Annotated in this window: 21 protein-coding genes; 1 reads left to right on the forward strand and 20 read right to left on the reverse strand. The window is 38.4% G+C overall.

What is annotated here, in order from left to right:
- Window positions 1–11: 11 nt before the first annotated feature.
- From pabB to mecA, 8 genes are all read right to left on the reverse strand, one after another.
- Entirely contained in the window at window positions 12–1,724 is a 1,713-nt protein-coding gene (pabB, locus tag M1F91_RS03540; RefSeq protein WP_247912664.1) for an aminodeoxychorismate synthase component I, read from the reverse strand.
- A gap of 137 nt (window positions 1,725–1,861) precedes the next feature.
- Window positions 1,862–2,065 carry a helix-turn-helix transcriptional regulator gene (locus tag M1F91_RS03545; protein WP_024054000.1) on the reverse strand — a complete coding sequence of 68 codons (204 nt, stop codon included), beginning with the start codon at window positions 2,063–2,065 and terminating at the stop codon, window positions 1,862–1,864.
- A gap of 17 nt (window positions 2,066–2,082) precedes the next feature.
- Entirely contained in the window at window positions 2,083–2,559 is a 477-nt protein-coding gene (locus M1F91_RS03550; protein ID WP_247912665.1) for a DUF2975 domain-containing protein, read from the reverse strand.
- Between the two features lie 67 nt (window positions 2,560–2,626).
- Window positions 2,627–3,118, reverse strand: coding sequence for a hypothetical protein (locus M1F91_RS03555; RefSeq protein WP_247912666.1), 492 nt, complete (start codon window positions 3,116–3,118; stop codon window positions 2,627–2,629).
- 278 nt (window positions 3,119–3,396) lie between these two features.
- Window positions 3,397–4,512 (reverse strand): peptide-methionine (R)-S-oxide reductase MsrB, encoded by a 1,116-nt coding sequence (msrB, locus tag M1F91_RS03560; protein WP_247912667.1) that lies wholly within the window; start codon window positions 4,510–4,512, stop codon window positions 3,397–3,399.
- Window positions 4,513–4,521: 9 nt separating this feature from the next.
- Complete coding sequence (locus M1F91_RS03565; protein ID WP_247912668.1) at window positions 4,522–5,082, reverse strand: redoxin family protein; 561 nt, start codon at window positions 5,080–5,082, stop codon at window positions 4,522–4,524.
- A gap of 166 nt (window positions 5,083–5,248) precedes the next feature.
- Window positions 5,249–5,812: a TIGR01440 family protein gene (locus M1F91_RS03570; protein WP_247912669.1), complete on the reverse strand. Its 564-nt coding sequence runs from the start codon at window positions 5,810–5,812 to the stop codon at window positions 5,249–5,251.
- 143 nt (window positions 5,813–5,955) lie between these two features.
- Entirely contained in the window at window positions 5,956–6,693 is a 738-nt protein-coding gene (mecA, locus tag M1F91_RS03575; protein WP_070678029.1) for an adaptor protein MecA, read from the reverse strand.
- A 124-nt stretch (window positions 6,694–6,817) separates the two neighbouring features.
- Here mecA and M1F91_RS03580 point away from each other — a divergent pair, with 124 nt between their 5' ends.
- Window positions 6,818–8,296 carry an oligosaccharide flippase family protein gene (locus M1F91_RS03580; RefSeq protein WP_247912670.1) on the forward strand — a complete coding sequence of 493 codons (1,479 nt, stop codon included), beginning with the start codon at window positions 6,818–6,820 and terminating at the stop codon, window positions 8,294–8,296.
- Between the two features lie 74 nt (window positions 8,297–8,370).
- On the opposite strand, the gene M1F91_RS03585 is transcribed toward M1F91_RS03580, so the two are convergent.
- The 12 genes from M1F91_RS03585 to aroC all read right to left on the reverse strand — a co-directional run bounded on the left by M1F91_RS03585 (window position 8,371) and on the right by aroC (window position 22,436).
- Complete coding sequence (locus M1F91_RS03585; protein WP_247912671.1) at window positions 8,371–10,923, reverse strand: MBL fold metallo-hydrolase; 2,553 nt, start codon at window positions 10,921–10,923, stop codon at window positions 8,371–8,373.
- Between the two features lie 70 nt (window positions 10,924–10,993).
- Window positions 10,994–11,704 carry a LicD family protein gene (locus tag M1F91_RS03590; protein ID WP_247912672.1) on the reverse strand — a complete coding sequence of 237 codons (711 nt, stop codon included), beginning with the start codon at window positions 11,702–11,704 and terminating at the stop codon, window positions 10,994–10,996.
- Window positions 11,705–11,707: 3 nt separating this feature from the next.
- Entirely contained in the window at window positions 11,708–13,855 is a 2,148-nt protein-coding gene (locus M1F91_RS03595; RefSeq protein ID WP_247912673.1) for a LicD family protein, read from the reverse strand.
- 8 nt (window positions 13,856–13,863) lie between these two features.
- A complete protein-coding gene (locus M1F91_RS03600) occupies window positions 13,864–14,829 on the reverse strand; it encodes a glycosyltransferase (protein WP_247912674.1) in 966 nt (321 codons plus the stop codon).
- Window positions 14,813–15,658, reverse strand: coding sequence for a phosphorylcholine transferase LicD (locus M1F91_RS03605; protein WP_247912675.1), 846 nt, complete (start codon window positions 15,656–15,658; stop codon window positions 14,813–14,815). The genes M1F91_RS03600 and M1F91_RS03605 overlap by 17 nt, the downstream gene beginning before the upstream one ends.
- Window positions 15,659–15,803: 145 nt before the next feature.
- The gene (locus tag M1F91_RS03610) at window positions 15,804–17,123 is read right to left on the reverse strand and encodes an LCP family protein (RefSeq protein ID WP_247912676.1); all 1,320 of its coding nucleotides are present in this window, start codon (window positions 17,121–17,123) and stop codon (window positions 15,804–15,806) included.
- Complete coding sequence (pheA, locus tag M1F91_RS03615; RefSeq protein ID WP_247912677.1) at window positions 17,120–17,968, reverse strand: prephenate dehydratase; 849 nt, start codon at window positions 17,966–17,968, stop codon at window positions 17,120–17,122. The genes M1F91_RS03610 and pheA overlap by 4 nt, the downstream gene beginning before the upstream one ends.
- Window positions 17,965–18,441, reverse strand: coding sequence for a shikimate kinase (locus tag M1F91_RS03620; protein ID WP_247912678.1), 477 nt, complete (start codon window positions 18,439–18,441; stop codon window positions 17,965–17,967). Before M1F91_RS03620 ends, pheA begins: the two co-directional genes overlap by 4 nt.
- On the reverse strand, window positions 18,434–19,717 hold the full coding sequence (gene aroA / locus M1F91_RS03625) for a 3-phosphoshikimate 1-carboxyvinyltransferase (RefSeq protein WP_247912679.1): 1,284 nt from the start codon (window positions 19,715–19,717) through the stop codon (window positions 18,434–18,436). Before aroA ends, M1F91_RS03620 begins: the two co-directional genes overlap by 8 nt.
- Before the next feature lie 89 nt (window positions 19,718–19,806).
- Window positions 19,807–20,145 (reverse strand): YlbF/YmcA family competence regulator, encoded by a 339-nt coding sequence (locus tag M1F91_RS03630; RefSeq protein WP_247912680.1) that lies wholly within the window; start codon window positions 20,143–20,145, stop codon window positions 19,807–19,809.
- Between the two features lie 11 nt (window positions 20,146–20,156).
- Window positions 20,157–21,260 (reverse strand): prephenate dehydrogenase, encoded by a 1,104-nt coding sequence (locus M1F91_RS03635; protein WP_247912681.1) that lies wholly within the window; start codon window positions 21,258–21,260, stop codon window positions 20,157–20,159.
- 9 nt (window positions 21,261–21,269) lie between these two features.
- The gene (aroC, locus tag M1F91_RS03640; RefSeq protein ID WP_247912682.1) at window positions 21,270–22,436 is read right to left on the reverse strand and encodes a chorismate synthase; all 1,167 of its coding nucleotides are present in this window, start codon (window positions 22,434–22,436) and stop codon (window positions 21,270–21,272) included.
- Window positions 22,437–22,441 lie beyond the last annotated feature (5 nt).

Raw genomic sequence — 22,441 nt, forward strand, 5'->3', positions numbered from 1 at the left:
TTTAATAGCCATTATATTTTTAACTCATACAAGCCCCTAACCGCATTGCAGGCATAAATAACTTCTGCTTGTTTCAAATCTGATAAAGTTAAGACCTTCTCTTCTACCTGCCCGCTTTCAAGTAAATGCTGGCGATAAATCCCTGGTAAAAGACCTAGCTGACTAGGAGGTGTATAGAGCTTGCCATCCATTTTTAAGACCAGATTCCCAATAGAGGTTTCAAGCAATTTTCCATCAGCAGTGTGATAGATGATTTCCTGCTCTCCCACTGTCAAATGTGGTCGGTGTGTCGTCTTAAAGTAAGTAAAGGCCTGCTCCAAATCAGCTTCTTGTAGACAAAGTTTGGCCTGACAAAAGTTAGAGCTAAGTGGTGTCAATACTTGTCGTTCAATTTCTATTTCTCCAGACTTGCTGAGACTGATTCGTATCCGATAATCTTGACGGATGTCACAAGACTGGTACTCCTTCTCTATTTTTTGTCTCAAAACTTCTTGGTCAAATGGAAAGGCAAAATAACGACTAGCCTTTCGCAGTCTTTCTAGATGTTGATTTTCAAAAAGTAATTTCTTCTGGCTAATTTTCCCTGTAGTAATCAGCTGAAAACGAGGTTGTTTTCGGTAAAGAACAGCTGCCTTTTGATGGACTTCACGGTATTCTGACTCCCAAGTACTATCCCAAGTGATGCCACCTCCGACACCATAGATGGCTTGCCCTCCATGCAGTTGAATAGTTCGAATAGCCACATTGAAAATCCGTCGTCCATTGGGCAGTAAGAGACCAACAGTTCCACAGTATACTCCACGCGCTTGTGGTTCCAAGTTCTTGATAATTTCCATGGTCGCTATCTTGGGAGCTCCTGTAATGGAGCCACATGGAAAGAGCGAACGAAAGATTTCAACAAGGTCTACATCCGGTCGTAACTGACTCTTGATAGTTGAAGTCATCTGCCAAACTGTAGAATACTGCTCCACTTGGCATAAACGCTCCACATGCTCACTTCCTACCTCAGAAATACGATTCATGTCATTTCGCAAGAGGTCCACTATCATCATGTTTTCTGAACGATTTTTGGGATCCTGTTCCAACCAAGCCGCCTCTTTCAAGTCGTCATCGTTGTTCAAACCACGTTTAGTTGTGCCCTTCATAGGACGAGTCGTCAACTCACGATCATTTTGTTCAAAAAAGAGTTCTGGACTCATGGAAATCACTGCCATATCATCATGCTCTACGTAAGCATTATATCCCGCTTCCTGTTCCACCACCATACGATTATAGATAGCAAAAGGATTGGCAGACAACTCCTGCTTGAGTTGGACAGTATAATTGACCTGATAAGTATCCCCTTGTCTTAAATGATGGTGAATTTGGGCAATCTCCTTTTCATAGTCCTCAGCAGATGTTACTTCCTGCCAATTTGATGGCAAATCCACCTCCTCATAAGTCAGAGGGATACTGGATTTTTCTACACTATCATGAATAGTGAAATAGAGGAGATACTCTCCTAACAAGGGACCTGAGTGTACTGCTAATTTTTCCTCAAAAGCAGGTGCAGCTTCATAGCTGACATAACCCACCACATAATAGCCTTGCTCTTGATAGCTTTCCACTTGAGCTAATAAGTCCGTCACTTCTGCTAAATCTCTGGTTTTTAACTCTTTGATAGGCTGGGTAAAGGTATATCTCTCGCCCAAAGCCCTAAAATCAATCACTGTTTTTCTATGCATATTCTAAGTATACCATAAATAAGAAGGTCCCTAGAATTTATCTAGTCAGTATTTTTTATCAGATTATCAGGAAATGTTTTAGAATTCTTTATATAATTTAACAAAATAAAAAGGTTCAGCTTATGCTGAACCACTTTTTAATCTGGCACATATTCCAATATATCACCAGGTTGGCACCCAAGTTCTTTACAAATGGCATCTAGCGTTGAAAAACGTATAGCTTTGGCCTTACCTGTTTTCAGTATTGAAAGATTTGCGGGAGTAATACCTACACGTTCTGCTAAATCTCCTGAACGCATTTTTTTCTTTGCTAATTCGACATCTAGATTAATAACAATCATGTGATATTCTCCTTTCTCTATATTGTAAACTCATTTTCTTCTGCAATTTCGTTTGCTTTTTCAAGGACTTTACCAATTGTCCAAACAACGAGAGCAGTAACCATGAAAGTTATATTTAGAAATGAATAACCATTGAGTGTCAAAATACCATCTCCTAGAAATGAGGCAATAAAGAGAGAAAGAGAAATACGATTAGCAAGTTTGACATTATGACTTGTAAAAATCTGTTCATGAATAATATTTTGGAAGAACTGTCTAACACAGAATAGTACAAACAGAATGATAAAGCTATTGATAAAGGACAAAGCACTCACTAGTATTGAAGTATTCACCATATCAGGTTTTAAGGAAATAGTCCCAAGGTTAAATAGGCTAATCTCAGTTACATTGAAAACTGTTAAAAGGATGGATATAACTAAAGATACTCCCAAGATAAAAAGTAGGATATTAATAAAACCTAAAGCAAATGGTAAGTAGGAATTTTTCTTAGACATTAATTTCAAAACCTCGTTTCTAATCTCTACTATATTATACAATATTAGTAAGTCTTACGTACATGTATTATGCTACTTTATCTGAAAATTGATTTTTGATAGAAGTAAGCACTAAGCTAGCAATAAACAAAAATGCTGCAATCGAGAAGTTAAAAATAATATGAGCTGGGTTAAGAATAAGTTCTGTAATACCTTGGATTGCTCCTACTAGTGTCATTAAAACTGCACCTTTTTTCAAGAATGAAATGGTTGTATCTTCAAAAAGATCGCTTTCCTTAAAGTTCTTAGCAAACTGTTTTAATTTGATAAGGCCATATGTCAGAAGTGTATTACCAGCAACAAAGGTTAGAACAAAGGCATTAACTCCTCCCCACGCTTCGTAGCCTGACTTTGTTACCTCTCCACCTTCAGGCATTAGTTGGCTGATATCAAATTGACCAAGGAGAAGAACTAAGGAAGCGATACTAAAGAAACTGAGGGTAAAAATTCCGAAATTAGAGCCTAGTGTAACAAGTGATTTAGTAAAGTTTACGATTTTAGTTGATGTAGTTTTTTTCATGATGATTTCCTCTTTTATAAAATATTTTTAGTTTTAGCAACAAATGAGCTCTTTTTGTTACTACTCGAAAACTTATTATTGTTTATCGATATATCTAGTATAGCATAATTTTTTTGAAATGCAACACTTTTTTATCGTTTTTTGATAATTTTTTTCTTTTGTTTAAAAATATCTTTATTTAAGAGCGATTAAACTTCAAATATTAAAGTCAACACTTCTAAAAAAATCAAATATGAATCTAAAACATTTTTAGTAAACTCTTTTTAAGAATATCACGTTCACTCAACATAATCTAACAAATAACCATAACCCTTTTCTTCCATTTGATCCTTTGGAATAAAACGGATAGACAGGCTGTTAATACAATAGCGAAGTCCCCCCTTGTCCTGAGGTCCGTCTGTAAAGACATGTCCTAGATGGGAATCACCAGTTCTACTTCTGACTTCTGTTCTGACCATATTATAAGACTTGTCTTCCTTGTAGGTCGCAACATCTGGACTGATAGGCTGGGTAAAACTTGGCCAACCACAGCCCGATTCAAATTTATCTTTTGAAGAAAAGAGAGGTTCACCTGTTGCTACATCCACATAAATTCCTGATTCAAATTTATCCCAGTAACGATTTGAAAAGGCGCGTTCTGTTTGACTGTTTTGAGTCACTGCATACTCCTCAGGAGAGAGAAGTTTTTTCAATTCATCGTCACTCGGTTTTGGATATTTACTGGCATCAATAACAGGATAGGATGCTTGATTGACATTGATATGGCAATATCCATTGGGATTTTTCTGGAGATAATCTTGGTGATAGTCCTCAGCCACGATAAAATTACTTAAGGCTTCCTTTTCAACCGCTAGAGGCTGGTCATACTTTTGAGCAACTTGCTCAAAGACTTGATTGATGACTTCTAGGTCTTTTTCATCTGTATAGTAGACTCCCGTGCGATATTGGGTTCCTACGTCATTACCTTGCTTGTTTTTGCTAGTTGGATTGATAATGCGGAAATAATGGAGCAGGATTTCTTTTAATGTAATTTGATTGGCATCATAAGTCACATGAACAGTTTCAGCATGACCTGTTTGGCCAATCAATTCATACTGGGTTGTTTCTCCCCTGCCATTCGCATAGCCAGAAACAGCATCTGTCACACCTGCTACTCGTGAAAAATACTCTTCGACACCCCAGAAACAACCTCCCGCTAGATAAATATCATGTAGGTCAGCATCTTTTCTTGGCTCAGTATTTTTCTTAGCATGTTTCCCCTGACTAACTGCTGCCTTCTCAATTTGAGAGGTATCAGTGTAGCTAGCGCTTCTTTTTTCCCAAAGAAATAAAACTCCTAAAATAAGGAAGATAATGATTCCAATCGACAGGACTATTTTTAATTTATCATTCATAATAAACCTCTAATCTATACTCTTTAAGGTCTGTAAAATAGTTTCCTTGTCCATAAAGCCTGGCTGGGTCTTAACTAGTTTACCTTCTTTATCAATAAAGGCCTGAGTTGGATAAGAACGGACTCCGTAACTTGCTAAGAGTTTTCCCGAAGGGTCTAGAAGGACAGGGAGATTTTTATAGTCCAAGCCCTGATACCATTTTTGGAAGTCTCCTTCTGCTTGCTCTCCTTTTTGACCCGGAGAAACGACTGTCAAAACGACAAAGTCATCTCCAGCTTCTTTTGCCAGTTCATCTGTATCAGGCAGACTAGCTAGACAAATAGAACACCATGAAGCCCAAAATTTGAGATAGACTTTTTTGCCTTTGTAATCTGATAGGCGATACGTTTTACCATCAACTCCCGTGAGTTCAAAGTCTGGAACTTCTTCCCCTTTTTTTGCAGTTTGAGAGCTAACTTGCGCATTTTTGTCTCCATTTTGTTTATCAGCCTCGCTCGTCGTCTGATTGTTACAAGCCGATAGACAGACCAGACTAGCGCAAACCAATACAGTTGCTTGCCATATTTTCATTTTCATCACCTTTCTTATTAGATATATGAATATAGATTTTGTATTATAGCTCTATTATATACCTAGCATCCTAAAAATACTTGAAATCTGCTCGGAAATTAATAGCGCTTCTTGATGACAAGAAAACTCCCACCTGCTTAGCAGACGAGAGCTTTCAACTTTTTATCTATATTTTTCTTATAAAATCTTGTGGGTATTGGGCACGCGCCCCTCCGATCAGTTTTGGACGACTAGCGAGGGCAGTTACATGGGCTTGGCCGATTGATCTCAAAACTGGACGTATCGGTACTTGAACATGCTTGATATGCATCCCTATAGCCGTATCTCCAATATCGAGTCCTGCATCTGCCTTGATAAATTCGATCTCAACTGGATCTTTCATATAGCGAAAGGCCGCCAATTGCCCTGATCCTCCAGCGTTCAGTGTCGGAAGAACACTCACAATTTCGAGATTGTATTTGATTGCAACCTCTCGTTCTACTACCAAGGCCCGATTGACATGTTCACATCCCTGAACTGCTAGGTGGATTCCTCTAGCTGATAAGATTTCTAAGATTCTTTTAACAATTAATTCTCCAATTTCTTGACTAGAGGCTTTCCCGATGTGTCCTCCTATCACCTCACTGGAAGATAAGCCCAAAACAAAGAGAGCTCCCTCATGGAGAGAAGCTTTTGCTAATACATCTTCTAGGATTTCCTCTACCTCTTTTTGTAATTGTCCTTGGTCCATACTTTACCTCACTTACTCCTTTCTATGATATCGTTTTTTCATCATTTTAGCAAGCTAGGGACATAGCCCACGTTCTGTCGATTCATCTATTTTCTAACCAAAAAGACAGAGAATGTCCATCTCTGTCTCATTTATAATTCTATTTATACTTTTTGGAGTCCTTGGACGGCATCGTGATTGATGATGATTTGACCGTATTCTTGGAGAACTGAACGGCTGATATCACTATCATCTGCAAATTCACGCATGCGAGCCAATAACCAAGCTGGATAAAGACTTGGATGATCTTCTACATCAACCAAGACTGTTAGATAGTATTGGTCGTTCATTTTGTAAAGTTCTGAAGTCTCCATTTGGTAATCAACTGTTTTCGCAAAAGAAACCAAACTAGTTAAGTCGTCAAAGCGTAGGATGTAGTAGATATAAGGTTCTCTTTTCCCTTCATCCACCTCAGCAATTTCATCAATCGCTGCTTCCTCTTCTTTTTCAACCTGCTCTAGAGATTGAATAGCTTCAATGTCTTCTTTAGTTTTCTCTGCCATGGTCTTTTCCAATGTTTTCAAGAACTCATCTGGAGACATTTTTGCTAGTTCATCCATGTCAGGAAGGTCTGCCAAATCTTCAAAATCCAAATTTTGGTCAATCTTAGACTTGGTTACAAAGACATCAACCTTATCAGGCTTCGGTGTCACTCGGAAGCTAAGCATACCTGTATCCAAGAAACTGTCTGGCATCTCTAACTCATCCAGAATGGCATAGAAAAACTCTTCTGTTTTTTCTTGTGGAACGAGAAAGTCTGCGATTTCCATTCCACGATCCATCAAATCTTCTAAAGACATCGTGATTTTTAAAGTCGTATCACTGATTTGTTTCATTTTCATAGTTCGTAACCTCATACTTTCAGTTCTATCTATTATACAAGATTTAAATGATTTTATCAAAAGAATGGCGTTGGAATGTGATATAATACTAGTATCTATTTTAGAATGTAAGAAAGAAAGTTTCATGAAAAATATAAAAGTTAATGCTTTGGCTAGCTTGCTGGTCAATATTTTAAACATCGTTTTTCCCCTGATTACTAATCCCTATCTAACGCGGATTCTTAGTAAATCAAATTACGGCTACTTTAACACAGCTAACACCTGGGCGAGCTTCGTCATTCCACTAGCTGCCTTTGGGATTTACAATTATGGGATTCGAGCAATTAGTAAAGTAAAGGATGACAAAAATAAGATTAATTATGTCTTTTCTAAGTTGTTCTATATTTCGCTCATTACTTCAGTTGTAACAACAGCTATCTATTTCCTCTTTATTTATTTTGATACTAGTATTGTCAATCTAAAAATTCTTTACTATATCCTTGGAATCCAAGCTCTCTTCCAATTTCTGAATATCGAATGGATGAATGAAGCCTATGAGAATTATTCTTTTATCCTTTATAAAACACTCGTGATTCGCATTGGAATGTTGGTCGCTATCTTCGCCTTCGTTAAGACACCTGATGACATTGTTCCTTATGCTACAATCATGAGTGCAACAACCATTATCAACTATCTACTCAGCTTCCTATGGATTAAACGAGAGGTTTCCTTTGTCAAGATTGAAGTTATTGAACTCATCAAAGCATCTAAGCCACTTCTGACCATGTTGCTTCTAGCAAATGCCAATATGCTCTACACCTTGCTAGACCGTATGTTCATTACCAAAGGACCTGATGAGAATTACATCTCCTACTACACTATTGCTTCAAGTATTGTTATGCTGATTGCTAGTGTCCTGAGTGGAGCTATCAATGTCAGCATTCCTCGACTTGGTTACTACTTAGGAAAAAAAGATTATACTTCATATAAAAATCTGGTAAACCAAGGAGCGGCTCTCTTCTACTTTCTTATAATTCCGACTAGCATCGGAATCATGGTTTTAGGAACTTATGCGACAGTTATCTACTCTTCTGAGAAATATATAGAAGCAGGAATTGTAACAAGCGTCTTTGCCTTTCGAACCATTATCTGGGCCATCGAATTAATCCTTGGAAAGCAGATTATCTTTATCAATGACCATGAAAACCGATTAACAGCTTTCTACTTTATCGGCGGCGGTGTCAATGTCATCCTAAACTCTCTACTCCTTTTCAACAACATCTTTACTCCTGCCTACTACATCGGGACAACGATTATTGCTGAGGCAATTGTGGTTCTGCTTGAAATCCGCTTTATTCAGAAACATAAACTCTTGGATTTGAAAGAAATCTTTGGAACATTAGCTCGCTACACAATTGTGTCACTAGGCTTTATTCCAATTTACTATATCTGTAAGATTCTCTTCCAAGTTCATTCATACACAGTGAATATGGCTATGCTCAGTATGGTAGTAGCTACAATTGCCGGATGTGCTATCTATTATGCTTTCGCTCTCTTTATCATTAAGGATAAAACCCTTCACTATGCAATAGATCTAGTTCGTGCAAAAATCAAACGAAGTTAACAAAACACCTATAAAGCTTAAGCTTTATAGGTGTTTTTATTGTAGAAAAATTTAATTAAAAATCAGTTAGAAACTTAATTCTTTTCTTGGCTCGTTTGTGTCTTAGGTTCAGTAGATTGATTCTTTTCCTCAGACGTAACAGATGAGCTCTCAGTTTGTTGAGTTCTCTCAACTTCTGTTGTTTCGAAAATGTGCCCCTGACTATTTGCCACAGTTTGTTCCTGAGTTGTTTCCTCGGTTGTAACAGTCGTCCAAATTCCATCTGCATTAAGCCTGTACCCGTCAGGACTTGTTCCATTTCTTAGGAGAGAACCATTTGTTTGGAAATAGTACCAGTTACCATTCAGTTGTTTCCAACCAGTCTGCATTGCTCCGTTAGCATCAAAGTAATAACTTTGATCATCTACCTTGTATAAACCAGTTGCCATCTGACCATTTTCAGTGTCAAGATAATACTTACGGCCGTTATCTTGGAACCAACCTGTCTTCATCGCTCCGTTGCTTGCGAAGTAATAGTAATGGTTATCGAGCCATTTCCAACCGGTCTGCATAGCACCGCTTGCATTGAGATAATAACGGGAACCATTAATTTCTTGAAGGCCTGTTAGCATAACACCTTCTTTGTCTAGATAGTACCACGTGTCCTTATCTTTTAACCAGCCAGTCTTCATCGCTCCACTACTAGTGAAGTAATAATAATGGTTATCGAGCCATTTCCAACCAGTTTGCATAGCACCACTTGCATTGAGATAATAGCGGGAACCATTAATTTCTTGAAGGCCTGTTAACATGACACCGTCTTTATCTAGATAATACCAGATGTCCTTATCTTTGAGCCAACCTGTCTTCATGGCACCACTACTTACGAAGTAGTAATAATGGTTATCGAGCCATTTCCAACCGGTCTGCATAGCGCCACTTGCATTGAGATAATAGCGTGAACCATTAATTTCTTGAAGGCCTGTTAACATGACACCGTCTTTATCTAGATAATACCAGATATCTTTGTCTTTGACCCAGCCAGTTTTCATATCCCCATCGCTAGTGAAATAGTTCCAATGACCATTAAGGAAGGCCCAGCCAGTTTTCATGATTCCATAGTTGTCAAAGTAGTAGGTCTTTCCATTAATTTTTTTCAGACCAACTGAAGGAACACCATCTCCATCATAATAATACCAGCTTACCCCAATCTTTTGCCAACTAGAAGCCCTTCCTTGAGCCTGTAGGCTACCATTACTTGCAAAGAACATCTTCTTGCCATTAAAGACTTGTAAGCCAGTCAGCATTTTACCATCTTTATCAAAGAGATATTTTTGACCACCAATTTCAGCTAGTTCATTATAAAGTCTTGCTCCCGTTGAACTGATATAGTACCAAGAACCACCTTGCTTGAACCAACCCTCATACTGCATCTTACCATTGCTATTGAGGTAATACCAGTTACCTTCTAGTTTTTCTCTGCTGTCCTGAATGTGTAACCAGCTACCTGCTAGCATTTGGCCCTTACCATTGAAGAAATAATAGTCTCCATCATCTAATCTATGCCATCCAATGGCCATTTGATTGTCTTTCAAGCGATATTTCCAGAATCCATCTTCTTTGTACCACTTTTCAGTTACTTTGGGAATATTTGGGAAGGATTCTGAAACATCAGTAAAGCCTTTATCGCTAATGTTAAAAACAGTTGCATCTTTTGTTTGGCTCGAAGCATGGACTACTTGTATATTCTTCCGTTTGAGATAGTCTCTGGTTGAGGAAAGATTGGCATCGTATGATGATGTATGGACCACCATCTTTGGCGATAAGTTGTCTAGGAAAGGAATTGTATTAGAAATCTTGGCATCATAGTGATGATTCCACTTCATCATATCTACTTTACCAATCTCTGGCCCAATCTTATCCTCTGCTCCTTCAGCGTTATCTAGGTCTCCACCAAGGTAGATTTTTTTCCCAGCTACAGTTACAACTGCTACCAAGGAATTCGAGTTGTCATCATAGACTCTTTTCAATTTGCCATCTGGACCATACTCATTTTTATAGTTGTAGAGTTGGACATCCATATCACCAAATTTAAAGCGACTATCCTCCTCTTTAATGTCCTGTACTAGAGTGACACCTTTTTCTTTGGCAGTTTTGATAGCATTGTCATAATTAAACAAATTGTCCCATAGACGCCACTTACTGGTAATTCGCTCATCTGTATATCTTTTTAGATAAAGTTTCTCTACTGGATAGCGTTTTAGGACCTCGTCTGCAGCCCCAATATGATCACTATGGACATGGGTTCCAAGGATAAAGTCAAGTTTCTTAACCCCCAGATGACTTAGATGACGGAACAATCTATCTTCCAAAACTTGCGAATTTAAGTTGGAAATTCCAACTCGACTAGGATATTTAGGGTTTGAACCATCAGGAAAATCATAGTCCTCTCCCATGTCAATGAGGGCAAAATGTCCGTTGCTTTCAAGAACAATAGCATCGCTTCCTGAAGCACCTTTGGTATTTATATAATGAATGCGGTTCCCAGAACCAGCTGAGACAGTATCCGCCTTCACTGATTGTAATTGACTTGTTGCAGCTGATAATAGTATAAAACTATATAAGAGCGATTGTTTCATTTTCTTCATGTAAATCACTTCTTTCATAAAATTCATGGTAATATGACCAGATAAAGATTCATTTTTTTATAAGTTTAGATTATTTCTTTAAAACAACTCGGGCTAATTTTGCATCACCTGGTTTATAGATTGGGTTTTCTTTCCAATTATAATTAGTATTTGGAGTTTCAAAATCAGCTCCATACAAGTGACTGATATAGTCTCTAGTATTCTCTGGAATTTTCACATCTACGCCCTTAAAGTTAGCAACTTGTAATTGACTGAATGGCAATTCGTAATGATAGACCTCATGACGAGTTGGTACTCCCAAAGCATTAATCATAAAGAAAATCGTATCGGAGGATATTGTTTCCCCTTTTTTATCATAAACAATAAGATCTACATTCAAACCTTTAAAACTGTATGATAGTTCTACCAATTGTTCATTGTAGTAAAATTCTTTAGTTCTTGAGAAACCTCTTTCCAAGAGATATTGTTCATCCTCTACAAAACGTTGATAATCTGGAATAATGATGCCAAAATCCATATCCAGGTCATGGCTAATAAAATCATTTTCTCTGAAAAAGCCTAATAGGGTCCCAAAATCCAGCCAAATATCATAATCTTTCAAAGGAGAACTATAAATAGTTTGAAGAATTTCTTCAAAGTTGTCTTTTAACAAGTCATTTCTTTTGGAGTCCAATTCAACGTTCGCTTTGTCATTGAGACTTTTAATGATTGGTAAGTTCTTGATGAGGTCTTTCTTGTCCCCTAAAAGACTTGCCAAGCTTCTTTTTAACCATTGTAACACGTCTTACACCTCTTTTATATAAGCGACAAAATCATCATGTTTTACTCGTTTTTCAACTGGTGGAATTTCCATAAAATCATCACCGTAGATAGCTGACAAGATTTGATGGAAAGCCTCAGGGATTTTGTAGGTTCTATCTTCGAATGGACTATCCATTACTTTATCAAGCAGCGTCTTCTCAAATTTTGTAGAAGTTCTCTTATTTTCCATCAAATAATCAATAGAATCACTATCATTAGCCTGCATTGAGAGAAGGTTCATTTTTTTATTCCAAGTTTTAACTCTTGTTAAACGGAAAACAAGAACCAATAGATATCTGATAATATTCTTTAATCCAGCATTTTTACTATGAATACCATAGAGAGTATATACAGAAAGTCTGCGATAGGTATCTAGTTTAACCATCTCTTTGTTGACATCAGCATAATAATCAAATGGGAAAACATCCACGCAAATTCCTAAATCGATATCATTTTCAATATAGTTATTCTCATAAACTGTACGTGCATCATATACTCGATAAAATGGATAAGGATAGCGAGCGTCATTTTCCCAAGATGCTACTTTGTAGATAGGGTCATTGTCCCGTAGAACTGCTTGGTATAACTTGTCATACTCATCACGTTTCAAAGAGATATCTACATCATCATCCCAAGGAATATACCCCTTATGTCTAACAGCTCCTAATAGAGTTCCATAAGCCAAAGAATAATTAATATTCTCTTTTTGACAGAGATTATGAATGTAGTCCATCACTCCTAATTCTACTTCTTTAATCTCTTCTTCAGATAGTCTTCTGTATCCATCTCTCTTTTTAGAAATAACAGAGAAATAATAGCCTGAAATCATAAATAGAATACAACCCAACAATGAAATACCATAGAGAGTTGAGCTCAAGAACAAATTAGAAATTAAGATAACAACCGTCATAAGTAGACCAGAAACAAGCTCATTATCTGTTATCTTATCCTTTTTGTCTTTTAGGAATTTCTTGATGCTGGCCCAGATAAATGAAATCATGAAAGCAGCAAAAGGTAGGAAACCAAGTATACCATTATAGAAAAGTACTTCTAAATATCCATTATGAGTCAAGTAATGCTCTTTAATGATATATGCACTTGCATCATATGTTTTCCCTAACTCATACCAGTTACCCGCTGAGTAACCAAATAATGGTCTCTTTGGAATAAATGAAGCTGTCGATTGCCAAATAGCAAAACGATTATTGGAGATATTTTCTTCGCTAGTATCCGTTCTCTCTAAAGTTAAATTATTGTTTTCACCTTTTTCTTTATTGAGCTGTATTTCCGCAGAATGAGCTTTTAAATACAAATCACTGCTATACTTTACACCATTATATGATAAAAATACTAGCCCAACTGTTAATAATACAGTGACAAAAGATTTCGCCTTATTGCTATATTCAAATTTTATCAAAGAATAAAGAAATGCTGCTACAACTAAACAAATATATGTCGTTCTTGAACCTGATAGAACTATATAGGCAAAGTTTAAAATAATGGAAGAAATAGCTAGAGTTTTAACAATTTTGTTTAAAGCAGAAAGTCTCATCCATAAATAAATAATGATAATTAAGGAAATAATTGAAAGATAGTTGGGACTTGCTAAAATACCAAACAAGCGTGACTCAACAAATCCTTGACGAATCAACAAGCCTTTATAATCGAAAACTCTATATCCGATTAGCATAAAAAATTGAACAAGAGATAAGAAAACCCCAACAGTGTTTGCAACAGTAATTACTGAAAAGAATACGTTAAACAAAATTCGAGATTTTTCTCTACTAAAGTTTTGAAAAATTGGGTAAATAGCAAAGAAATAGATAAAGAACACTACCAAGTTCTTGATATTTGTTGAAAAACCATACTTCATCACCAGTAAACTTGTGATAATATTCATGGCAAAAAAGATGATTAAGTACTCAATTTTTCTAACAAATAAATAGGCCTTCTTTACAAAGAAATTATATAAACCTAATAGGACTCCCAAAAGAGTCATACCTAGGGTAACAAATTTATTTGCAGAGATGAATTGAAGGGGAACAATGAGTCCCGCCATACAATAAAAAGATATGACTGATAAAAATACCAGATTAATTTTAAAATAGTTTTTCTCAATAATAGAAATCATTTTCTCTCCTAACGGCTATGTTGACGAAGTAAAATCTGTGTGTAGAGCTTTCTGCTAAATAGTAGAGCTAGAAAACTTATTTTTCTAGCATTGGTAAATCTAGCATCTCTTAAAATATTCAATCTATTTTGTTTTAGATAATTTATCAATTTATCTTCTAGTAGTTTATCTTTAAAATCAGAATCAATCAACAATCTATCCAAGACATAGAAATAGGCCCAATTTAAACGCATCGTTGCAACATCAGCGATTGCGGGATAGTGCTCTCTTATTATATTCGCATTTTGCTCATATGCTTCAATCACATTTAAGAATTTTAATGAGAATTTTTGTGTAGTAATACTATTTTCACGATGGACATAATAATACTTCTTCTCATTAGTCGCAACAACCTTCTGACATTGATCCAGTAAACGAATCATAATAAAGGCATCTTCTGCAATTTTTCCAACTTCAAATTTCAAATGATTGAAGAGCTCTTTTTTATATAATTTATTAACGGCAGTAACTGATAAGACCTTTGCTTCCATAACCATTTTTATAGCTTCTTCTGAAGAAAGGTTCCAAGTTTTAATCTCTGAAACTTGTTTTTCAGGAATCTGATGAAAGACATCGTAGTGTCCGCACATTGATAAATCTGCATTCGACTCTCTTAATTGACGGTAGAGTGTTTCGTACATATCTTCATCAATATAATCATCACTATCAATAAAGCCAATCAAATCTGAAGAAGCATGATCAATTCCTGTATTTCTGGCTGCAGATAGGCCACCATTCTCTTTATGAATCACACGAATTCGTTGGTCTCTCAAGGCCAGCTGATCACACAAGTCACCACTCTGGTCTGTTGAACCATCATTAATAAGAAGCAATTCAAAATTGGTATAAGTCTGCTTTAAAATCGACTCAACACATCGTTCAAGATAATTTTCTACGTTGTATACAGGAACAATGATACTAATTTTTTCTTGCATTGTATTCTCCCTTATATTCTGTATAGCTTTTATCCATATCTGCGATAACGGCATCGTGGTGAGGTACTTGCTTGTCTGCCGGCGGTGGTGTCATATAGTCACCAAAAGCTGTACTTAGATAGGCATCGTAACCAACTGGAATAGGCATCTCTGTTCCTTCGAAAGGTAAGAAAATGCTATCTTCAAAGGCTTGAATTGGATACTTTTTCTTCATGTATCCTGGCCCTGAACATAATTCTGTAATGCCATCACTTTCGGCTGGTCCATACTTGGTCATTTCTTTCTCAGCCTTTTTCCAGATACGATAGCGAAGCGATTTAGGAGTTAATCCTAGTAAAATGGTACTACCCCACTTCATGAGAGCTCCATGCTTTTCTGGAATTGTTTGTGCACAAAATAGAGAATAAATCAAAGCCCAGCGGACCTGTTTCTTGCGCTCTGCTGGATTTTTAGGGTAGTAGTCCAAGGGAAGAACATCCAAAGCCAAGCCGTGGGGAAGATCCAAATCTTGTTGATAAGGCTTGATACAAGTCGTCTCCTTATCACGAATGGTGATAAAGAGGTTACGGTCTACATAGTCTTTGGAACTCTTTGATAGGAAGTAACGCTCATCCGCATATTGAGGCCATAACTCTGCTAGTTTTTCATAGTCCTTTCGTGGCATAAAGAAGTCCAAATCATCATCCCAAGGGATGAAGCCCTTGTTACGAAGGGCGCCAATGGCTCCTCCACCACAAAGATAGCACAACAAATCATGTTCTTTACAAAATGCGACGAAATATTCAGCCATTTCCAGACTACGAGCCTGAATCGCTTTCAAATCACTCATGTCTCTCCTCTTCTGTCCAATAACGAGTTATATCGTTTTATTATACCATAAAAAAGCCCTAAAAATCCATCAGATACTAAGAAAAATCAAAGCCTGAGACACCCATTTAGTTAGATGTTTCAAGCTTTGACTTTAATTAATTTTTTTATCTGAATCCCATTTGGGCTAGCTTATTCTGGTAAGCTTTTTGATCCACTCGAAGGGCTTGGCCTCCATAGACATCATAGTCATCTACCCAGTCTCCAAGTTCCGGTACTGTTAGTCTTTCAATACCGTTCTGACCTCCTTCAAGGACGGATAAACCGTTGGTCAATAAGAAGGTATAAGGAAGGTTTGTAGATGTCATGGCGAATACTTTACCCAGTGCTTCTGAACCTGTGAAAAGTTTTGTAGGATCTTTAATTTGCTGTAAAACAGCAGTCATGACTTGTTGCTGTCTACGAGTACGGCCATAGTCTCCTTCATCATCATCGCGGAAACGTGCATAGTTAAGGAGAGTAGAACCATTCATTTGTTGTGTTCCGACTTTAATTGTTTGTGTTGGTGATTCTGTTTCTGTCGCATGCAAGTCATCACCAACTGTAGCTTCTGTAACTGGAACTCCATTTAGGGTTGAAAATTGAGCATCAATGGTCACCCCGTCAGGGAAAAGCGTATCAATAGCAGTCGCAAAAGCTTGGAAATCAACAAGAGCATAGTATTTGATGTCTAGATCAAAGTTATCTTTGAGGACCTTACGCACCATTTCAGCCCCTTGTTTTCCTTCTTGTTCCCCCAATTCGTAGGCCAAGTTCAACTTATGGTCAGCTTGTTTTTGTCCGTTAATAACTTGGCTATAACCATCGATATAAACTAGGTTGTCACGCATAAAACTTACAAGCTTAAGCTTTTTATCCTTACCACTTACATTGAGAACCATAATAGAATCTGTCCGTGTTTCTGAACTATTCTGTCCAATACGGCCATCTGTTCCTAAAATAAGAATATTGACACCATCTCTTGTATCCTGTCCATTAAAGACTTCAACTTGGGCAGCCTTGGCATCTTTCGATCCGCTTGAGCCATTCGGATTGGCTGACTGGAAACCTTTCAAGAACATGAAAATCATTCCCACTGCAGCACAAAGCAACAGCATTCCTAACCAAGCAAGTATGCGTTTAAAGCGAAAGACTCTTTTTTTCTTTGGTTTCTTCTGCTTAGGAATCTTAGCTTTTGGTTGCGATAGACTACTACGTCGACTAGCTCGACTTTGATTAGTATAACTCGGAAGACCTGTGTTAGGTTCCGTATAGTCTTGGCTTTCTGCTTCTTCTACGACAACTGAACGAGCTTCTTGTTGACCATCCAGCTTAGCTTGTAAAAAAGCAAACTCTCTCTTTTCTTTATCATTTAGATAGTGGATGTTTTTTAATAGATAGTCGTAACGTAGTTTCTCATGGTGTGTCAGAGGATTTTCTCTAGTCATTCCTTCTCCTTCCCTTTATCCTGTATGGTATAGATAGGGTAAGCTCCTAGTACTTTATAGTGGATCCCAATCGTTTCTAATTCTTTTTGAGCAAAATGGACCAATTCTTTATCAGCATAGTCCACATCAATGATAAAAAAGTACTCACCTAGTGCTGTTTTTAGGGGGCGACTCTCAATCTTAGTTAGGTCAATCCCGCGCCAAGCAAAGGTAGAAAGCGCCTTATATAAAGCTCCTGGAAGATTGTCTGGCAAGGTCAATGCTAGACTCATTTTCTTAGCATTTGCATTCAAGGGTATTTGCGGTGCCTTGGGACCTAACACCCAAAAGCGGGTGAAATTGGCTTCCATCTCTTGAATATCTTGAGCAATTAATTCCAAACCATATTCTCCAGCCGAACTTTTGGGGGCAATGGCCGCAAAAGGCTGATCTGGATGCTCGGAAACATAGCGCGCAGCGTAGGCTGTACTGGCAGTGACCTCCAGTTGAGCGTCTGGATAATGCTCATCGATAAATTTCTTTCCCTGCGCCAAAGCTTGTGGGTGAGAAAAGATTTTCTCAATTTTAACTTGCCCTGGCACTGCCATCAACTGTTGATGAATTGGCTGCACAATCTCCGCCACAGCTTGAATACGAGCTTGATGAAAAAGATAGTCCAAGGTCTCATGAACACTACCTTCAATGGAATTTTCAACTGGCACTACTGAATAGTCTACCAAACCTTGTTCATATGCTTTGATAACGTCCGTAATATTTGAAAAAGGCTCTAGTTCCTCATGAGGAAAAGCCGTCTGCACCACATGGTGCGAAAAAGATCCTTTGGGACCTAGATAGGCAATTTTCATCTCAATTCCTCTATAATTTCATCTGGGTTTAAACTTGATACATCTACAATCTGACTAGCTACTTCCTCATACCAAGCCTGTCTTTCTTTAAAAATTGTAAGCAATTCTTCCTTGCTATTTTTTAAAAATAGTGGACGTTGATTGTCCTTATCAGCTGAAATTCGCTGGTACAGTGTCTCAAAATCTGCTTTAAGGTAAATGTTGTCTGGATTTTGCTTGAGCAAGGCACGATTACGTGGAGAAATGACTATTCCTCCTCCTGTGGAAATAACTTTATCTGTCTTCAGCAGTTCAGCCAGTACTTCTTCTTCTAGCTGACGGAAGGCTGCTTCTCCTTTTTTTTCAAAGAAACGAGCAATCGGCATCCCCAGTCGGCCTTCCAGCAAGGCATCCATGTCTACGAAGTCAGAATCCAGCTTTCTAGCAATAGTAGTTTTTCCTGAACCCATAAAACCTAGTAAAACCTTAGCCATGAATCAAAGTCTCCAAATCATCAAAGAAGCTTGGGTAGCTAGTATTAATAGCTTCGGCTCGATCCAATTCAACTTCTCCATCTGCAACCAAGAGAGCTGCAATGGCTGTCATCATGCCGATTCGATGGTCTCCAAAGGTATTGACTCTAGCGCCATGGAGGGCAGATTTCCCTTTGATAATCATGCCGTCTGCTGTAGGAGTAATAGTTGCTCCCATGCTATTTAAAGCATCTGCGACAACTTGAATGCGATCCGTTTCTTTAACCTTGAGTTCTTCTGCATCTTTGATGACCGTTTGCCCTTGAGCTTGGGTAGCAAGGAGCGCGATAATCGGCAATTCATCAATTAAACGTGGAATCAAGGCCCCGCCAATCTCTGTCCCGTTTAGTTCTGAAGTCTCGACAGTCAAGGTTGCAGATTTGGCAATTGGATCCATATCAGTAATCTCTAATTTCCCGCCCATAGCTCGGATAACATCGATAATACCTGTACGTGTTTCATTAATACCGACATTCTTCAGCACGACACGAGAATTTGGCACAATCAAACCTGCTACTAACCAAAAGGCTGCACTAGAAATATCTCCTGGTACGACAACCGTTTGTCCACTAAGTTTCTGTGGCCCTTGAACAGTGATTTTCTTACCATTGACACTTAACTCTCCACCAAATTGATGTAGCATATCTTCTGTGTGATTACGAGTGCACTCCTTCTCGATAATGACTGACTGACCTTGAGCCTGCAAAGCCGCAAAAATCAAGGCTGACTTGACTTGAGCAGAGGCAATTGGCAATTCATATTGAATAGGTTTTAAGCTTTTTGTTCCTTTTAAGTGCAACGGTGGCAAGTCTCGCTCTGTTTGACCTGAAATGGTAACTCCCATTTTTTTCAAGGGAAGAGTTACACGATCCATTGGGCGCTTGGAAAGACTATCGTCTCCAAACATCTCTACTTCAAAGTCTGCACCAGCAAGGACGCCTGAAATTAAACGAATAGAGGTCCCAGAATTCCCCATATCCAGGGCTTTCTGAGGTGCTTTTAATCCATCCATCCCAACACCTTGAATGGTAACGACACCATCCTTGTCCTCAATCTCTACGCCGAGATCACGAAATACCTGTATGGTTGACAAGACATCTTCACCACGCAAGATATCAAAAACCTTAGTCTCACCTTCAGCCAAGCTTCCAAAAATGATAGAGCGATGACTGATGGACTTATCCCCAGGTACGCGAATACTACCATTTAAGTGCTTAATGTTTGTTTTTAATTTCATACCGGCCCTCATACTGACAATACTTTTTCTTATTTTATCATAAAAAGTCAGAAATTTCTTAAAAATTCCTGACTTTATGAGGTAAATTCTTATTTTAAAAGTTCTGAAATTGGTTCAAAAACAATTTTTTCAATATCAGAAAGGTAGATAGAAAGTTGTTGCTGTTTGGCAAAGAATTCTGACAAGAGAGAGTTTCCTTGAATTTGCTTGCCAAAACTTTCCATTTTTTCTTGGAAAGAAGCATCTGGAATTTGACCAGTTTGTGCCATGATTTGGATTTCATGTTGAAAAGCAATATAATCTGCAAAAATTTTGCTTGCTTCTGAATCCGCTTGGATGGCATCTCTAGCTTCTTTAACTGCCTTGTATTCAGGCAATTCGCGTAGTCCACGACTTAGTGCATTTGCACTATCATAAATATTTGACATAATTGTCCTCCTTATTTAATAACGACTGTGTAGTCAGTATTTTCTGTAATGACTTGCTCAGCACGTTTTAAATCCTGAGCATTCTTAAAGGAAATTTGCAGAATCCCGTGAACATCCTCACGGTTTTCCTCATTGATATGGATATTGACCAAAGAAGTTCCACGAAGCAATTCCAAGATGCGTAAAATCACATCTTCCTCATCGGGAACGTCTACATAGAGGTCAAATGAGCTATCTACTCCGCCACGTTTATGGATTTCCATGGCCTGACGTTGCTCACGCGCTTGATTGAAAAAATTCCAGATTTGGTTTTCATCACCCTTACTGATAGCTTGTCCAATCTCGTCCAAACGGCCCTTGAAGTCCTCGATGCGTTCAATAATGGTATCCCGATTGGATAAGAGGATAGAAGTCCACATGCCTGGCTCACTTTCAGCAATCCGAGTCATATCTCGAAATCCACCGGCCGCAAAGCGTCGCGCCATTTCATGCTCTTCAGCATAACTTGCAGTTTGTTCCATCAGGCCTGATGCTAAGATATGCGGAAAATGGCTAATCTGAGAAGTCACTCGGTCATGCTCATCAGCATCGATTTCAATGAAACGAGCATGGAGACCTGACAGCAAGTCTTTCATTTCTTCGAGCGTATCCGGAGTTGTCAGACTAGATGGCGTGAAGATATAATAGGCATTTTCAAAAAGATTAACATCTGCAGAGGCAGCTCCTGTCTTGTGACTTCCTGCCATGGGATGGGCCCCCACAAAGCGAACAGACTTATCAGCAAAACACTTCTCAGCTGTAGCCACGATAGCTGACTTGGTCGATCCAGCATCAGAAATAATAACACCATCTTTCAAGTCCAAGTTGGCCAATTCCTTAATAAAGGCAATAGTTTGCTTGATTGGCAGGGTAAGAATGATGACGTCTGCAAGTGGAGCAAAACTGGCAAAATCATCCGTCGCTCGGTCAATCATTCCTCTCTCCAAGGCAATATCTCTAGACGCTTGACTACGATTGTATCCTAAAATTTCATAATCAGGATGATCCCGCTTGATTCCCAGTGCCATGGAAGCACCAATCAAACCTAGTCCTGCGATATAGATGGTTTTTGCCATAAGAACTCCTTAATAATTCTTTGTATACTCCCGATGTTTCGCAACAGCTTCTTTTAATTCTTCCAGATTATCAGAGGAGAATTTCTCAAGGATTTCTTGAGCCAAAACCGTTGCTACAACTGCCTCCATAACGACACCTGCTGCTGGAAGAGCAGTAGGATCACTTCTCTCTACTGTTGCTTTATAAGGTTCATGAGTTTCAATATCGACACTCATCAACGGCTTGTAGAGAGTCGGAATTGGCTTCATAACTCCACGAACGATAATCGGTTGGCCGTTGGTCATACCACCTTCGAAACCTCCAAGGTTATTAGTCCGACGAGTATAGCCATCTTCTGATGACCAGAGGATTTCATCCATGACTTGGCTACCCTTAAGATGGCCTGCTTTAAAACCAAGACCAAACTCCACACCCTTAAAGGCATTGATAGAAACAACAGCTTGAGCTAGCCTTGCATCTAGTTTACGATCCCATTGGACATAAGAACCAAGACCAACTGGAACGCCACCGACAACCGTTTCAACAACTCCGCCGATGGTATCTCCGTCACGTTTAATTTGGTCAATATAGTCCTTAATCTCCTGCTCACGTTCTTGGTTGACAATAGAAACTTCTGACTGAGCAGCCAGTTTCTTAATCTCTGCGACTGTAAAGTTTTCTGGAACATTGATTTCCTTACCACCAAAGACAACAACATGGTTAGCAATTTCGATATCAAGCTCAGCTAAAAGCCGCTTGGCTACTGCTCCAACTGCAACCCGCATAGTCGTTTCACGGGCAGATGAACGTTCCAAAGAATTTCGCAAATCATCAAAGCGGTATTTGATGCCCCCGACCAAGTCTGCGTGACCTGGACGAGGATGTGTGATTTTTCGTTTACTTTTGAGTTTGTCTTCAATATCCTCGGCAGACATGATATCCAGCCATTTTTGGTGGTCTTTGTTAATGACATCCATGGTAATAGGTGCCCCTGTCGTCTTACCATGACGAACTCCAGAAGTAAAGACAACCTGATCACTCTCGATTTTCATTCGTCCACCACGACCGTAACCGCCTTGGCGACGTTTGAGATCCTCATTGATATCTTCTGCAGTCAAAGGCAGTCCTGCTGGAATTCCTTCAATAATTGCTGTCAGACGAGGACCATGTGATTCTCCTGCTGTTAAATATCTCATACATT

The organism is Streptococcus sp. oral taxon 431, assembly GCF_023110115.1.
Classification (GTDB): domain Bacteria; phylum Bacillota; class Bacilli; order Lactobacillales; family Streptococcaceae; genus Streptococcus.

What these genes read in the sequence shown, in the direction of transcription:
- pheA (WP_247912677.1), bottom strand. Translation starts at nt 17,968, where the DNA reads ATGAAAATTGCCTATCTAGGTCCCAAAGGATCTTTTTCGCACCATGTG.
- M1F91_RS03605 (WP_247912675.1), bottom strand. Translation starts at nt 15,658, where the DNA reads ATGAGTGATTTGAAAGCGATTCAGGCTCGTAGTCTGGAAATGGCTGAA.
- M1F91_RS03600 (WP_247912674.1), bottom strand. Translation starts at nt 14,829, where the DNA reads ATGCAAGAAAAAATTAGTATCATTGTTCCTGTATACAACGTAGAAAAT.
- M1F91_RS03635 (WP_247912681.1), bottom strand. Translation starts at nt 21,260, where the DNA reads ATGGCAAAAACCATCTATATCGCAGGACTAGGTTTGATTGGTGCTTCC.
- mecA (WP_070678029.1), bottom strand. Translation starts at nt 6,693, where the DNA reads ATGAAAATGAAACAAATCAGTGATACGACTTTAAAAATCACGATGTCT.
- M1F91_RS03630 (WP_247912680.1), bottom strand. Translation starts at nt 20,145, where the DNA reads ATGTCAAATATTTATGATAGTGCAAATGCACTAAGTCGTGGACTACGC.
- aroA (WP_247912679.1), bottom strand. Translation starts at nt 19,717, where the DNA reads ATGAAATTAAAAACAAACATTAAGCACTTAAATGGTAGTATTCGCGTA.
- M1F91_RS03595 (WP_247912673.1), bottom strand. Translation starts at nt 13,855, where the DNA reads ATGATTTCTATTATTGAGAAAAACTATTTTAAAATTAATCTGGTATTT.
- M1F91_RS03585 (WP_247912671.1), bottom strand. Translation starts at nt 10,923, where the DNA reads ATGAAGAAAATGAAACAATCGCTCTTATATAGTTTTATACTATTATCA.
- msrB (WP_247912667.1), bottom strand. Translation starts at nt 4,512, where the DNA reads ATGAATGATAAATTAAAAATAGTCCTGTCGATTGGAATCATTATCTTC.
- aroC (WP_247912682.1), bottom strand. Translation starts at nt 22,436, where the DNA reads ATGAGATATTTAACAGCAGGAGAATCACATGGTCCTCGTCTGACAGCA.
- M1F91_RS03565 (WP_247912668.1), bottom strand. Translation starts at nt 5,082, where the DNA reads ATGAAAATATGGCAAGCAACTGTATTGGTTTGCGCTAGTCTGGTCTGT.
- M1F91_RS03545 (WP_024054000.1), bottom strand. Translation starts at nt 2,065, where the DNA reads ATGATTGTTATTAATCTAGATGTCGAATTAGCAAAGAAAAAAATGCGT.
- M1F91_RS03610 (WP_247912676.1), bottom strand. Translation starts at nt 17,123, where the DNA reads ATGACTAGAGAAAATCCTCTGACACACCATGAGAAACTACGTTACGAC.
- M1F91_RS03580 (WP_247912670.1), top strand. Translation starts at nt 6,818, where the DNA reads ATGAAAAATATAAAAGTTAATGCTTTGGCTAGCTTGCTGGTCAATATT.
- M1F91_RS03620 (WP_247912678.1), bottom strand. Translation starts at nt 18,441, where the DNA reads ATGGCTAAGGTTTTACTAGGTTTTATGGGTTCAGGAAAAACTACTATT.
- M1F91_RS03555 (WP_247912666.1), bottom strand. Translation starts at nt 3,118, where the DNA reads ATGAAAAAAACTACATCAACTAAAATCGTAAACTTTACTAAATCACTT.
- M1F91_RS03570 (WP_247912669.1), bottom strand. Translation starts at nt 5,812, where the DNA reads ATGGACCAAGGACAATTACAAAAAGAGGTAGAGGAAATCCTAGAAGAT.
- pabB (WP_247912664.1), bottom strand. Translation starts at nt 1,724, where the DNA reads ATGCATAGAAAAACAGTGATTGATTTTAGGGCTTTGGGCGAGAGATAT.
- M1F91_RS03550 (WP_247912665.1), bottom strand. Translation starts at nt 2,559, where the DNA reads ATGTCTAAGAAAAATTCCTACTTACCATTTGCTTTAGGTTTTATTAAT.